We start from the raw sequence: 14,321 nt of genomic DNA, 5'->3' as shown, positions 1-14,321 counted from the left end.
TCGAAAATAAAACGCAATAAACAAAGAAAAAAACAAATAAACGAAAAAATATTTTTATGTAAAGCACCTCAAATAATCCGCGGGAATCCCCTGCAATCAAACAGGTTACGGAGTAGTCGTCGTTACATTCTCCTGCACTAACCCCGTGACATGCACACTGTCCACCCCACAGTCGTCACAATGTATCTCACTGTCTTTTATCACAAAATTTTTCGCATCCTTGATCGCCAAATAGCGTTTTCCTGTAGCGTGCATGTTAGAAATCATCACATTTTCCAACCTCGATTCGGGAATTCCTTCTACATGAATACACTCCCGAGCTGATTCGATGAGCACGTTATTAATGGTTACATCCGAAAATCTCGGTGTCAGGGCATTGACTTCCACTGTGAAGTCACGGCTGGCCTGCGCACCTACGTGTTGCGAACTTCCCAACATATCCCAGCGTAACGCAGATTTCCCCGTATTCATCCGGATATTTTCGAAGGCTATATTTTGCCCGCCACCACCGCGTGGACGGCGTGTTTTAAAGCGTATCCCCACATCCGTTCCATCAAAGGCACAGTCGTGGACGTATAAATTTTTAATCATACCCGCTGTTTCACTGCCCAAAGTGATACCACCATGCCCTTCGCCGGCTAAGCAGTAACGTACCACAATATTTTCTGAAGGCTTGGCTGCACGAAGCCCGTCATATCCCCTACCTGCTTTTATGGCGATACAGTCGTCGCCCGTATACAGACTACAATACTCGACTAGTACATTTTTGGACGATTCAATATCTATCCCATCACCACGGGGAATACCCTTAGAATGCACCTGTACTCCCCGGATAATCACATCCTCGCAAAATGTCGGCACGACATTCCAAAAAGCAGAGCGCTCTAAAGTAAGCCCTTCAATAAAAACTTGTTTACAGTTGATCGGCGCAATCATCGCTGGCGGAAAAATAAATTCTGTCGTTTTACCATCGTATATACGCTCTTCTATCGGTGTGTCGCTGCGCACGATATTTTCGATTACGTCGTGCGTCATCGTCTGCTCGCGTATGGATCCCTCCCCTGGACCTACCAATTTCCCCTTGCCAGTAATGGCAATATTCACAGCGTCGTTCGCATAGATACATGCCCCTAACGAGTATAACTCTATTCCCTCATTTCGTGTATATACCACCGGCAAGAAATCGGCAATCTCACTTTTGAACGTGATCACCGCTCCCTCTTGTAAATGTAGGTTGATATTCGATTTTAATTCTATTCTCCCTGACAGATAGTCGCCTTCGGTCAATACCAATGTTCCACCTCCTGCGGATGCCAATTGATCGATACCTTCCTGAATAACGTCCTCGCTAGGAGACAGCGAATCGATACGTTCCGGAAAGGTGGGACGTTTGAAGCCGTATTCGAAAAAAGGTGACTGAATTGCTGCAATACTATCTGGCATTACAGCAGCTCCCACTTCGTCATATTGCAGTAAGTTGCTATCTAATCTTTCCTGCAAAGAGGTCGAGGCACAAGCCGCACACAAAAGCGCTATTAAACCAATCCATATCGTTTTCATACAATGATAGTTTTTAACCGGCGATAAGGCCTTTATTTTTGAAAAACAGATTTTACATACCGTGTATTTGCCCCGAAGTTCTCTTTCACCATCCGAGGCGACAAGCTCGCATCTCTGGAGCGCTCGATCACTAACCAGCCCTTCCACCCCATCTTATCTAAGGTTTCTTTCACTTTGGGCATGTTTAGGCGTGTATTGTTTTCCAACCATACACCGTCTTCATCTGTACAATGAATTTGGCAAATACGCTTCTTACCTAAGATCTGGAGTTCTTCTATTAAATCCCGTCCTTCTTTTAACGGATTGGAAAAATTAAAATAGATCTGGACATTCTTCGATCCAATCTCTTTTAACAATTCCACATCTCCCCGCGCATCGAGGGCCGTTTCTATTCCAACGATAACACCTGCCTTTTTTGCCATCTTTCCCACTTCTTTCAACCGTTCTACAATCGCCGGACGCAGTTCTGGATTTTGCACTAAATCGCCCTGTACCCCCAGTGGTAAAAAGGCTATCTTCGCTCCCAATAGCTGGCAAGTCTTCAGACAGTCGCCTACCATTTGTTGGTATGTAGGCCGCGTTGCAAAAGATTGTGCGTAAAAACCGGTCATCGCGACCGAAGCTATTTCGATGCCATATTCCTTTAATTCGTTCATATAATTTGTACGAAACTCTTCATTGAAAAAATTATTATCAAATGTATCGCGATTACCCAATCCACCCATATCAACTTCCAGACCGTCTGCGCCAATTTCACTGGTCAATTTCACGGCACTAAGCTTTTGCCTTTTCAAGATCATCAAATCGATAACCGCCACCTTATAGCGTTGTTTATTCCGTTCAAGTGGCCATCCTGTACTTGGCAACATCAACGCCGTCGCACCAAGGACAGCCGTTGTTATAAATGCTCTTCTATTTAATGATTCCATGTTATTGATCTTTAAAGAGTTTTTCTAAATTTTCATAGCCTTTTATCGCGTTTGAGGGCAGATTTTCCCCATTCGGCCCAAATGCATATAAGGCTGTTTCTTCTTCAATCACACAGCGAGATTCATCATAATCGCCTGCTGCATTTTTTAGCCCCCGCGTGTCGAGTCTAAAATGCTTCGTGATAAAATCGTAGACCGGCTTCCGTTTCGAGTAGCCGAAATCGTGTCCATCCTCCGGAAGATGTACATTTTCTACGTAGTCTGCTTTTCCATAGTACGCATATATCTTTTGGAGATACGGAAAGTCGTGTTCCGGCATCTGTGCGGTCCAATCGTGACCATCCGAGATAAGCAGTTGCGGCCTCGGAGCCGCCATCGCTGCCAACTCTACGTTATTTGTACCTCGTGCAGCAGCGTGTATAGGCATCCCGCTTTCACAAGGGCATCCACCAAAGTGATACGAGGAAAGAGATACTACAGGCACACTCAGTTTAATCCGATCATCCAGCGCAGTTAAGAGTACCGATTGGCTTCCGCCACCGGATCCACCACAAATCCCCACACGTTCCTCGTCTATTTGTTGATCAGCCAACATCCAATCCAATATCCGTAACGCGCCTAAAGTTTGTATCGTCACTGCTAAGCTTCTGCGGTGGTCACTATAATCAAACTGCAATCCTGATTCTCCCCAGGCAAAGAGATCATAACTCACGGCAACGGCTCCCATTTTCGCGAGCATAGCGCAGCGAATCTGCGCATCTTTCCGAAAGCGATGCCCGAACCAATGTCCATCGGGACTCATCACCAAAGGTACTCCCCCTTTCGAATTCAACGGACGATAAATAGAGCCATTGATATAGACCCCTGGCAGAATCTCCAATGCAAAATTCTCAACAGTATAATCTGTAAACTTTCTTTTTTTTGTAACTAAGGGTACCGATTCCGGAAGGCTCGGCAGAGGCGAGAGTTTCAAGGCCTTGTATAGGTCTGCACGGATCTCCTGTTTTCGACTCTCCCAACTCGCCTTGTCCTGATATTGGGCAGCGAGGTAATCGAGGTAATCCCATCCATCCTGTGGCTCCCAACGGTAATATTCGTATTCTTTTAATTTATACTTCCGCTCACCCTCTTTATTCACTTTCATATCTAAGGGCCCCAGTACATTTCGAAGCGTTTCATCTACATCGGGTCGGAAACGCCATTTCGCGTAATTCAGCCATTTATCTTTGACTTGGCTTTCATCATATTTAATTTGGATGTCGTATCGCGCTTCTAACATGTCAATAACATCTTTCAAGGGTACCCGGTACTTATCATCCGAATTTTGAGCCTGCACCGCTCCCGTCCAACAGCACCAACATAATCCCACGATCATTAAAATTCTTTTCATGATTCTATTCCCCTTTCTCTATCCAATTTGCGGTTTGCCTTCCAGCCTCTATAATATAAATTTGGATCCAGCTCCGGCTTTGGAAAGAATAAGCTGGCAACATATCCCACAACGATAACGACCAAGTGGCTATACACCCCAAGCATCATTTTATTATGTGTAAAATTAAATTCGCCGAGATCAAGCAGGACGAACGACTTTCCATTAAATTCGATCTCGGTACTGGTTAAAAACGCATACGCCGTAAAGAGCACACATACCACAATAGCTATATTTATTCCCTGACGATTCGCACGTTCCGTAAAAATCCCCAATAAGAAGACACCCACAATCCCCCCCGAAAAAATGGCATACAGTGTAAAAATAATACCAAGAATACTTTCGCTGCCCAATTCTACATAGATAAACCCGATCAACATTGATAGGATTCCCGCAATGGCAACCATCCACCTGCTCGCTCTCAAATATTCGTTATCCACCTTTTCTGGACGAAGCTTTTTATAATAATCTTCAATACCTACAGCCGCCAACGAATTAAGGTCTGCACTTAAACTACATATAGCTGCAGAGATCATGGCCGCTAATATAAAACCGACTACACCTACCGGGAGCTGTGTCATGATAAAATAAGGGAATACGCTATTGGGGCCCACATCATCAGGTAACGGTTGCTGTGTATAATACACGAAAAGAGCCGTGCCGATAAACATAAAAAGTGACCATACCGGAACCGTCAGCAAAATACCCATCAAGGAAGCACGGATAGCCGACCTGTCCGAGCGTGCCGTTAGGTAGCGCTGAATCACCGTTTGGTCGGTACCATACTTTTGGATAGCGTAAAACATTCCATTGATCGCCATTACCACAAAGGTCAATCGAGTAAAATCCAGATCATATGGTCCAAATCCCGTTCGTCCATTTTCTGATGCAACACGCCATACTTCTGGGAGTCCACCATTCACGGAGAAAATAACGACCAACAAACAAAGAATTCCACTGGCAAAGAGCATAAAGCCTTGAAATACATCCAGCCAGATGACCGCCTCGATACCGCCAAGCAGATTAACGATCACAATAATGCTTCCCACCACAAGTATAATCCAATAGGTATTTATATCGGTCATACTCGATAGGGCAACGGCCAACAGGTACAAAACAGTTCCCATGCCAGAGAACTGGCGCAAGACGAATGCGATGGAACTATAATAGCGTGCAAAATTGCCAAAACGCTTCTCGAAGTACTCGTAGGTGCTCAATCCGATTACTTTTCGGTACAACGGTACAATGAACCACACGGTACCCAACAATACAATCGGCACCATAAGACCTTGCACAAGTAATATCCAGTTGTTTGAAAAGCCCTCTGCTGGATACCCCAGAAAAGTAACACTACTAATTAGGGTCGCCAAAAGTGACATCCCAATTGCCCAAGAAGGGACACGTCCTTTAGCGGAAAAATACGCCTCGGTCGATTTTTGATTTTTAGCGTATCGAAGACCGAAATATAAGGTGATCAATAAAACTGCTATTATTATTCCGTAATCAAATATGCTTAACATAAGGTTTAACTATCATTACTCGATGTTACATCGATTGGGCTAAAATACCCATAATTTATCAGTCCAAGGATAACTCCCCGGTTTCAATGTTACTGTCCATGTGGTTCCCGGCACATGGTTCCGAATCACACCCAATCCGTGTACGCCTATTGGCCAAAGCGTATCGATATGTAAAGCTTCCAACACCGCTCTGGCTGTCGCTCCGCCCTCAATCAACAACTCGTGCACCGCACAATCCCGCTGCACCAGTGCCACCACCTGTGCCATAGATGTACGAATAGTAGATGCTCCTACACGTTCTAAAGGATCCACAGCAAATACGATTATCCCTCTCTTCTCGATTTTCTGACATATAGTCCGGGCTAATGTTTGTTCCTGCCCTGTATGTCGCCAATATACGACTTCATCAAAATCTAAGCTCCTCACCCGCTTTGTGCTCTGTTCATGATTGGATCCACAAACGTAGAGAAGAGGTGGGATTGGAAGAGATTCATCCGCTACATCTTTTGAAAAAGCAGGCACACGGTGATGCAGCAACGCTTCGAAAAAAGCTGCTGCTCCTGCATAAATTCCAAAAAACGCTGGAGACGCTGCCCATCGATTCAGATCATCCACATCCCCGACAGCGGCAACCGTGTAAGGTATATCTCCGTTGGGGGCTGTCGGTACATCTTTTGCAAGTACCCACGACTCTGCACCAATTGCCGCCAATACGCCACTTTTCCGAATCGGAAACTCTGGATCACGTGCAAAATCCGTTTCCGCAATAGGCTTTCCTTCCACCCAATACAAACCGTCTGCAATCACGCGCCCCAACGCGGGATTTACAGGGCAAAAAACAACACGATCTTTTTGAAGAACCTCACGATAAAACGAGATCTCCGCAACAATATGCCCACGTAAAGCAGAATCAAACTTGAGATAGATCCAGTCCCAACAATACGAAAAGTCAGCAGCAAAAAGCTTCCTCAGATGTATAATCACATCGTCTGCTCTCATAGAACGTGTATTCGTGTTCAGTATCTGGACATCTTTATTTGTTGGCTTTGCCAACGTATGTACAATTTCTACCGATAATCCGTTGCGCAAAGCTATCCCGCCTATTTCAGCAGCACCTGTCAAGTCATCCGCAATTACCAATATCGTCATACGTATTATTTATTTGATGCCAATTGCACCGCAGATTCAATCGCCAATATCATTGCATCTGGACTTGCCACACCTTTTCCAGCAATTTCAAAGGCCGTACCATGATCTACGGATGTCCGGATAATCGGCAAACCCATCGTAATATTCACACCCTTTACACTATCCATTTGCTTTTTCTCGGCGTTCCACTTAAAACCTGTCAACTTAAATGGAATATGCCCCTGGTCGTGATACATGGCGACAATACCGCCGTAATAACCTGTCGCAGCTTTCGAAAACAAGGTATCCGCAGGAACAGGGCCTTCTACATCGTATCCACGTCTACGAGCCTCTTCTACTGCGGGTACAATCTCTTCATCGTCTTCTGTACCGAATAACCCCGAATCACCTGCATGCGGATTCAAACCCGCTATCCCTATTTTTAGATTAGTTTCTCCCAAACTCACCAAACCCTGATGCAATAGTTCTGTCACTTCCACAATCCGGTCCTTTTTGACAAGGTCGCAAGCCTGCCGTAACGACACATGTGTAGACACATGAATAACCTTCATGTTTTCTTCCACGAGAAGCATCGCATACTTTTTTGTTTGTGTATAATGCGCGTAAATTTCTGTATGTCCTGCAAAATGATGTCCTGCCTCGTTAACTGACTTCTTATTTATTGGTCCTGTTACGGTGGCATTTACCGCTCCGTTTAATGCTAAGTCTATCACCTTAGTAACCGCTTCGAACGAGGCATTGCCGGCCTCCGCTGATATCTCTCCGAAGGTTACTTTAGAGAGATTTGTATTTTTCAAGTCCAATACATCTGCTTCTCCAGCTATAAACTGGGCTTCTGAAACCTGTTCTACAGCGTGGATACGTATCGGGATATGCAACAGCGATGCTATTTGCTGAAAAACTGCCGCGTCCCCAACCAAAATAGGTTTGCAAATAGCTTGCACACGCGTATCCAATAATGCTTTCAATGCTATTTCGGGACCGATACTCGCCGGATCCCCCATGGTAATACCAATAATCGGTTTATACATGACTAACTAAATTCAGTTTAATGTTATCCTTTGCTATCAACGTTTGATAGGCTTTCACAATATGTTCTTCTTCTTGTTTTCCTAAAGTATACAAGGGTGGCATCATATGCGATTCGCATAAACCCAACTGCTTCATCAATATTTTCAGTGCCCATAAGGATTCTCCCAACGATTTGTTGGATTGATACAAAGCACCTAAGTCGTCTGATTGTTTTTGTAACGCGTAAGCACTTTCCAGATCTCCTTGTTCTACCGCTAAGCACATATCCCGATATATGGCAGGAGCGAAATTTGCGGAACTCGGTACAACTCCATCACCACCGTTTATTAACGAATGAGCACATGCCCCTGCCCAGCCCATATAATGCTTAAAATCTGTTCGATCTCTCCATAACTCAAGCGACTGATCCAACCGCTCCATATTACGCTCGGAGTCCTTTACAGCCACAATCTTGGGGTGATGACTTAGCCTATCCAAAAGATTCAGTGGGATCGACATATGGGTGGTTGCAGGGATATTGTAGACAATCAGATCAGGTGTAATCGCCTCGGCTAAATCCAGATAGTATTTTTCCATCTGTGCATCCGACAATTTATAATAAGTAGGTAATGTCGCCGCTACTTGAGAAACGCCTAAGTCGAATGCTAAGTTAGCGAAGGAAATGGAATCCTCGAGAATATTTGACGAAATCCCCACATATAGTTTCTCACCCTTCGGTCTATTGGCCACAGCCGTTCTAAGATAGGCTTCTTTAAACGCATTCGAGAGCGACGCTGATTCGCCTGTGGTACCTAAGATAAACGGTGTGGCTCCATTGGTATACAAATACGAGAATATACGGGCCACTGCATCATGGTCCAAATTCAAATCTTGTTTCAGTGGAGCAACCACTGGTACAATAGTTTCTTTTTTTGTTTTTATTTCTTTCATTTAGTAAGCAGCATTAAATATAGTTACGGCATCGTGTAAGGTAATCTCTCTCGGGTTGTTGACCAATAGGCGGGTAATCTTCATCGCATCCTCCGCCATTTGCGGAATGGCCTCTCGAGGTATTTCTACATCGCGTAAACGAGCAGGGATACCACAAGCGCTGATCAGCGCTCTAATTTTCGCAATACCGGCACGGGCTGTTTCTTCGTCTGTAGTTAAGCGGTCACATCCTAAAGCAACAGCCACTTCCGCATATTTTTTGGGAGAAGCTACATAGTTATACTCCATCACATAAGGTAATAGTAAGGCATTGGAAAGGCCGTGTGCTAAATGGAATAGACTTCCCAAAGGGTACGATAGCGCATGGACTGCCGCCGTGTTAACGGGTCCGAGACAAACACCCCCCAGCATACTTCCCATCGCTACATGATACCGTGCCTCTTCATTTGTCCCGTTATGTACCGCCTCTTCCAGATTCGCGGCTATCAGCCGCATGCCCTCATAAGCATACATATCTATAAAAGGCTGTGAAAACTTATTCGTATAGGCTTCCAAACAGTGCGTTAGCGCATCCAAGCCAGTAGCTGCAGTTACAGCGGGTGGTACACCGATTGTCAGCAGCGGGTCTATATAGACTTTATCTGGAACCAAAAAAGGGCTGATGATACCTTTTTTCTGATTTTCGTCATCCACTAAAATAGCATTTGGAGACATCTCACTTCCTGTCCCCGCCGTCGTTGGCACGCAAAGGAGAGCCTTATTTCGCCCCGTTAACATCCCATTTCCAACAATCTCTTCTAGGGGTTGCGTGTTGTCCAACTGAGCCGCAATTATTTTAGCGACGTCCAATACGCTGCCACCACCGATACCGATGACCGCATCTGCGGAAAACGATGAAAGCTGTTGCAACACGCTTTTCACATCGGAAAAAGAAGGCTCCTGCTCCACACTGGTATCCATCTGCAGTGCTATATTATTTTTTTCCAATACGGCCGTCAAATCCGCTAATTGATCTAATAACGGCTTAATTGTCATAATAACGACCGCCTTATATCCCTGCGCTACGACATCCTCGGCCAGCTGTTTCAGCACACCATTTCCAAAAACCAACTTCCCCGGAAAGCTAACCTTTAATATCCGATCTATTGACATATTTTTATTCGATAATCTATTTATTCTTCTTCTGCTTTGTAAGTTTCTAAAGTAGGCAGTTCGTAGCCTTTCACCGTTGGCCAAACACCATCTTTTATCACTCTTTTCTTTAATTTCTTAGGGTTCACCACGACATGCTTCATCTTTTGCCGCCGCCATGTATAAGCGAAATGCAATAAGCCATCCTTCGTTTGTATAACGGCTGGGTAGGAATACTGGCTAATAGGAGAATCTTCCAAAATCAACACGGCATGCCACTTTTTACCATCTGTAGAGATCGCCACATTCAGTGGTGTACGTGGTCCTTTTGGATTTTCGGGCCCCGGTAAAACGTGGTTGTATACCAGAACATGCATACCATTATCCATGGTAACCGCATCCGTGCCCGAGTTATTATTAGGCAGTGTTGTTTTATGCAACGGTGTCCAGGTTTCGCCATTATCATATGACCATGATTCAACCAGTGCCCAATTACGGCTTCTGGCTAAGATCTGTAATGTACCATTACCATGGTCTAACACACTAGGTTGAATCCCTTGGAGATTATCTTCACCCGTCGCAATTGGACCTACCTTACGCCAGGTTTTCCCGAAATCGGGTGTAATTTCAAAGTGGATATTCCAGCCGTCCCCTTCGGTACTCGTCGGACAAATTAAATTACCATTGCTCAATAAAACAGGTTTGTTCTTAACCGGTCCCAGATATCCTTCGGGAAGTTTTTCGGCAGCCGACCACGTTTTTCCGTCGTCTGTAGAACGCTTTAACATGCCCCACCATTCGGATGGTTTAGGGCCAATTTTGTAGAACAATAGTAGATCACCGTTAGGAACCTGATATAGTACGGGATTCCAAGTCGGCAGTCTGCTTCCATCTTCCAGCACACCATCTGCAACAGACGTAGGAGGCGTCCATGCTCCATTTTCATACCTACAAATATAAATCTCGACATCTGGGTTGCGTTCTCTCGTTCCTCCGAAAAAAGTGTATACCAAATTTCCGGCAGTCGTTTCCGCAATGCTCGCGGAATGACAAGAAGGGAAAGTGGCTTTATCGTAGATAAATTCATCTTTTACAATCCCCTTTTGCCACTTATCTAAAGCGTTTTTTGGTTGTGCTTGTGTCTCAAAAAGGAACAAAAAACTGAGAATAACGGTTAAACCTATCTTATTTTTCATTTGATTTTTTCACTTTTTCGGCTCTAACTTTATTGACGTAATCTTTATATAGCTGTCTCCAACTTCTACCATTGGCATTCAAATACTGCTCTGATTTGGTTTTATATATCTCGAAAATAGCAGAGATCTGTTTCATATTTTTGTAGTCAATAGCCATTTCCCGTGCTTCTTCTAAATGCGTTCGGATTACCTTTTCTTCTTCCGCAGTTAAATCTGGAACAATGGCTTTATAACCCTGCATCGTAAAATCAACTTTCCCAATCGTATATTTATCCAATATAAAGGCTACCTGAGCAGCATCCAATTCTTCTCTTAAACCACCCATTAAGGTTTGATGGACGGTTTCCGGCATAGCAGAATCCGCTATGATCGTTCTGTCTAGTTCACTTAATTTCTGCCCCGTTAAAGGGTTAATTCCGGCAGGAACCGTACTAGCAGGATGGCTATTATGCCAGTCTTTCACTGCAATGAGGTGATTATATATTAAGGTTTTTACTTGTGCTTCTTTTTCAGCATCATTTAGTTGAAGCGAGGCACTCCACTCGGTCGCCTTTTTTTGTTCCCCGACATTATCCTGTGCTGTAACACTCGCAGCTAAGAAGCTCGTCAGAATAATAATGACTATGTTTTTCATATAATTTATTCTTTATTGTTTTTTTAAAGTTTTATCTTAAAATGATAAACTCCTGATCCTGCCAAGATTTTCACCTTACCTGCTTCTTCCGACAACACTTCGATATCTTTGTGATCTTGTAATTTTTTATTTTTCTCTGTTACGGCTGATAAATTTTTCGTCGGCAGGTATATTTCTGCTTTTGCGTTTGCGGGAATAGACACTGTCCATTCAAGTGCAGACTTGCTCTTTGACCAGTTTGACGCGATCTCACCATACAGACTATGGTAACTCGCGTTAACACTATCCAGTCCTTCAATCATTTCCGGTTTCATCCGGATCGTTTGAAACCCATTTTCCTTGGACTTGATACCTGCGAGATTTTCGTAAGACCACACGAGCAAATCGCCCAACATCATGACATGGTTTTCGGAGTTCATCTGCGGATGCGCGGTATTCCCGTTCCAAAGCTCCCAAATTGTCGTCGCCCCGTGTTCGATCATATATCCCCACGAAGGATAAGTCTTGTTTGTAGTTAACTTGAAAGCCAGGTCGGACCGTCCCATATCGGTCAGTGTACGCATGATCCATTGCGTCCCGACGACGCCCGTACTTAAGTGTCCGTCGTTTTCCTCCTCGATAATCTCGACAATGCGATCGGCCAACTTAACCTTTTCACCCTCTTCCACCAAGCCAAAATACATGGCCAGTAAGTTTTCCGTTAGCGTATTGTTGCCATATCCACCGTTCTGATTATAAAATTGCAAGTTGAAGTCCTTTCGTATCTGCGTAGCCTGCTGCAGAAAATCGGCGCGATCCCGTTCATTTCCCAGGTGTACTGAAAAATCAGCCATAAGCTGCAATAAGTAGTAATAATAAGCCGTTGATAGCACCGGATTCGGATATTTCTTGTCCGCGCTTTTCCCCCGTCCCGCCTCAATGGTCGCAGGCGGTGCACACCAGTCACCGTAGCTATCCTTGGTGATGATACCCTTATCGTTCATATACCGCGCGCGCATATAATCCATCCATTTCTTCATGGATGGATAGTGGTCTTGCAATACCCGCACATCCCCCGTATGCCGAAACAGCATATCGGCAATCATAGGGTAAGCGCTAGGCCAGGTCATGTTATCGCTATAGTAGCGCCAAAAGGCCGGCGCGACATCTGGGATGGCGCCATCCGTTTTTTGGGACAGGCGAATATCTTCCAACCACTTGACATAGAAGTTCGCGTTATCGAACAGGAAATTTTCACCGTAGGCACTCGTCGGACGGTCGCCTAACCAAGCTTGACGTTCGTTACGTTGCGGACAGTCAACCGGAATACTTTTATAATTGGAGGCTATACCCCACCAAGCATTTTTATGTATCTGGTTCAATAGCGGATTGGAAGAACTGAATTCGCCTACGGTCTCCATTTCGTCGTACACGAAACGTCCCATAAAATCGTCTATGTCTGCCTCGCCGGGATACCCTGACACTTCCACGTAACGAAACCCATGGTAGGTGAATCTCGGTTCCCACACTTCTTCCTCATCCCCTTTTAAGATATATGTATCCGTCGCTTTCGCCGCGCGTAGATTATCCCTGGACAACGTACCATCCTCCTGTAGTGCTTCCGCAAAACGTAATGTAACTTCCGTACCACGGGCGCCTTGTACGCGCATCTTCACCCAACCCGAAAAATTCTGTCCAAAATCGAGTATATATTTTCCGTCTTCCGACGTTATCGATACCGGTTTGATATCCTGCATCACCTTCATGTTACGGTTGATCTGGGATTCATATTTCCCCCCGGGCTCCTGCACGTATTCCGCCGGTATCCAAGCGGTGTCATCATAGCCAAGCGATGCCCAACCTTGCAGTTCTTTTCGCGCATCATATACTTCGCCGTCGTATTCGTTATTGGAGCGGATGGGTCCGTCGGTCGTTCCTTTCCAAGTATTATCGGTGTACAACGTCTGTTTAGAGCCATCGGTATAGGTAATCCGAATCTGCAGTTGCATCTTCGGGAAACCAAAATCCTTGACTTTATAGGGCTTTTCCTGGCGGACCGCATAATAGCGTCCATTTCCTAAAGTCACGCCCAATGCATGGTTGTTCCCGCTGAGTTGCTCGGTCACATCAAAGGTATTGTACATCACATTTTGCGTGTAGTCCGTCAACCCCGGAGCCAGCACCTGATCACCTATTTTCTTCCCATCAATATAAAATTCGTACAATCCCAGACCTATAATATAGGCCGTAGCTTTCGCCACTTTTTTAGATAACGAAATCTCTTTTCGGAAATAGCGCGCCGATAGATAACCGGCCTGGTGATCATCGGTGTTAAAATACCTATCGAATCCAATCCATCGCTTATCCCAGTCTTTATAGTACAATAGACCAACCTGCCAACGTGCGGGAGCAGACCAATCACATTCTCCTTTATTGGTATATACTTTAACTTTCCAGAAGACCTCGGCATCACTCTTCAGGGCTTTACCGTCGTAAAAAACCGAAATGGAATTATCCGAAAAAACCTGCCCTGAATCCCAAAGATCACCCTCATCCCGATCGAGTTTCGCGAAGGAGGAGGCCACGAGAACGCGGTACGCCGTTTGTTTCACATTCCGTTCTTCGCTCAAAATCCGCCAGCTCAGACGAGGACTCGCTTTATCGATTCCTAACGGGTTGCGAAGCAGCTCTACAAGTAGATGCTCAGCATGAGGCTGGGCAATTGCTGTTAGACTAAAACATAAGCCTAACATCACCGATAGTATCTTCGCCATTTCTTTCATTATCTTCTCTTATTATGTATATTCAAGACATCCTATTCTTTTTTACGGC

General features: G+C 44.8%; 11 protein-coding genes. All 11 read right to left on the bottom strand.

What is annotated here, in order from left to right:
• Positions 1-105: 105 nt before the first annotated feature.
• The 11 genes from H8B17_RS03455 to H8B17_RS03405 are packed head-to-tail and all read right to left on the bottom strand — an operon-like array spanning position 106 to position 14,263.
• Positions 106-1,560: a glycoside hydrolase family 28 protein gene (locus tag H8B17_RS03455; RefSeq protein ID WP_190307753.1), complete on the bottom strand. Its 1,455-nt coding sequence runs from the start codon at positions 1,558-1,560 to the stop codon at positions 106-108.
• Positions 1,561-1,592: 32 nt separating this feature from the next.
• Positions 1,593-2,489, bottom strand: a complete 897-nt coding sequence (locus H8B17_RS03450; protein WP_190307752.1) for a sugar phosphate isomerase/epimerase family protein — start codon at positions 2,487-2,489, stop codon at positions 1,593-1,595.
• Position 2,490: 1 nt separating this feature from the next.
• The gene (locus H8B17_RS03445; protein WP_190307751.1) at positions 2,491-3,879 is read right to left on the bottom strand and encodes an alpha/beta hydrolase family protein; all 1,389 of its coding nucleotides are present in this window, start codon (positions 3,877-3,879) and stop codon (positions 2,491-2,493) included.
• The gene (locus tag H8B17_RS03440) at positions 3,876-5,438 is read right to left on the bottom strand and encodes a sodium:solute symporter (protein WP_190307750.1); all 1,563 of its coding nucleotides are present in this window, start codon (positions 5,436-5,438) and stop codon (positions 3,876-3,878) included. The genes H8B17_RS03445 and H8B17_RS03440 overlap by 4 nt, the downstream gene beginning before the upstream one ends.
• A gap of 39 nt (positions 5,439-5,477) precedes the next feature.
• Positions 5,478-6,587, bottom strand: coding sequence for a four-carbon acid sugar kinase family protein (locus H8B17_RS03435; RefSeq protein WP_190307749.1), 1,110 nt, complete (start codon positions 6,585-6,587; stop codon positions 5,478-5,480).
• 5 nt (positions 6,588-6,592) lie between these two features.
• Complete coding sequence (gene pdxA / locus H8B17_RS03430) at positions 6,593-7,618, bottom strand: 4-hydroxythreonine-4-phosphate dehydrogenase PdxA (RefSeq protein ID WP_190307748.1); 1,026 nt, start codon at positions 7,616-7,618, stop codon at positions 6,593-6,595.
• On the bottom strand, positions 7,611-8,549 hold the full coding sequence (locus H8B17_RS03425; protein WP_190307747.1) for a dihydrodipicolinate synthase family protein: 939 nt from the start codon (positions 8,547-8,549) through the stop codon (positions 7,611-7,613). The genes pdxA and H8B17_RS03425 overlap by 8 nt, the downstream gene beginning before the upstream one ends.
• Positions 8,550-9,701 (bottom strand): iron-containing alcohol dehydrogenase, encoded by a 1,152-nt coding sequence (locus H8B17_RS03420; protein WP_190307746.1) that lies wholly within the window; start codon positions 9,699-9,701, stop codon positions 8,550-8,552.
• A 20-nt stretch (positions 9,702-9,721) separates the two neighbouring features.
• Positions 9,722-10,876, bottom strand: coding sequence for a sialidase family protein (locus H8B17_RS03415; protein ID WP_190307745.1), 1,155 nt, complete (start codon positions 10,874-10,876; stop codon positions 9,722-9,724).
• Positions 10,866-11,510: a DUF3826 domain-containing protein gene (locus tag H8B17_RS03410; RefSeq protein WP_190307744.1), complete on the bottom strand. Its 645-nt coding sequence runs from the start codon at positions 11,508-11,510 to the stop codon at positions 10,866-10,868. The genes H8B17_RS03415 and H8B17_RS03410 overlap by 11 nt, the downstream gene beginning before the upstream one ends.
• A gap of 23 nt (positions 11,511-11,533) precedes the next feature.
• On the bottom strand, positions 11,534-14,263 hold the full coding sequence (locus tag H8B17_RS03405) for an alpha-L-rhamnosidase (protein WP_223816336.1): 2,730 nt from the start codon (positions 14,261-14,263) through the stop codon (positions 11,534-11,536).
• Positions 14,264-14,321: the final 58 nt, after the last annotated feature.

Source organism: Sphingobacterium arenae (assembly GCF_014692505.1).
Classification (GTDB): domain Bacteria; phylum Bacteroidota; class Bacteroidia; order Sphingobacteriales; family Sphingobacteriaceae; genus Sphingobacterium; species Sphingobacterium arenae.
This window is presented reverse-complemented; position numbering and strand designations above follow the sequence as displayed.

Excerpts from the sequence above, each read along its gene's own strand:
- H8B17_RS03455 (WP_190307753.1), bottom strand. The coding sequence starts at position 1,560 with ATGAAAACGATATGGATTGGTTTAATAGCGCTTTTGTGTGCGGCTTGT.
- H8B17_RS03450 (WP_190307752.1), bottom strand. The coding sequence starts at position 2,489 with ATGGAATCATTAAATAGAAGAGCATTTATAACAACGGCTGTCCTTGGT.
- H8B17_RS03445 (WP_190307751.1), bottom strand. The coding sequence starts at position 3,879 with ATGAAAAGAATTTTAATGATCGTGGGATTATGTTGGTGCTGTTGGACG.
- H8B17_RS03440 (WP_190307750.1), bottom strand. The coding sequence starts at position 5,438 with ATGTTAAGCATATTTGATTACGGAATAATAATAGCAGTTTTATTGATC.
- H8B17_RS03435 (WP_190307749.1), bottom strand. The coding sequence starts at position 6,587 with ATGACGATATTGGTAATTGCGGATGACTTGACAGGTGCTGCTGAAATA.
- pdxA (WP_190307748.1), bottom strand. The coding sequence starts at position 7,618 with ATGTATAAACCGATTATTGGTATTACCATGGGGGATCCGGCGAGTATC.
- H8B17_RS03425 (WP_190307747.1), bottom strand. The coding sequence starts at position 8,549 with ATGAAAGAAATAAAAACAAAAAAAGAAACTATTGTACCAGTGGTTGCT.
- H8B17_RS03420 (WP_190307746.1), bottom strand. The coding sequence starts at position 9,701 with ATGTCAATAGATCGGATATTAAAGGTTAGCTTTCCGGGGAAGTTGGTT.
- H8B17_RS03415 (WP_190307745.1), bottom strand. The coding sequence starts at position 10,876 with ATGAAAAATAAGATAGGTTTAACCGTTATTCTCAGTTTTTTGTTCCTT.
- H8B17_RS03410 (WP_190307744.1), bottom strand. The coding sequence starts at position 11,510 with ATGAAAAACATAGTCATTATTATTCTGACGAGCTTCTTAGCTGCGAGT.
- H8B17_RS03405 (WP_223816336.1), bottom strand. The coding sequence starts at position 14,263 with ATGGCGAAGATACTATCGGTGATGTTAGGCTTATGTTTTAGTCTAACA.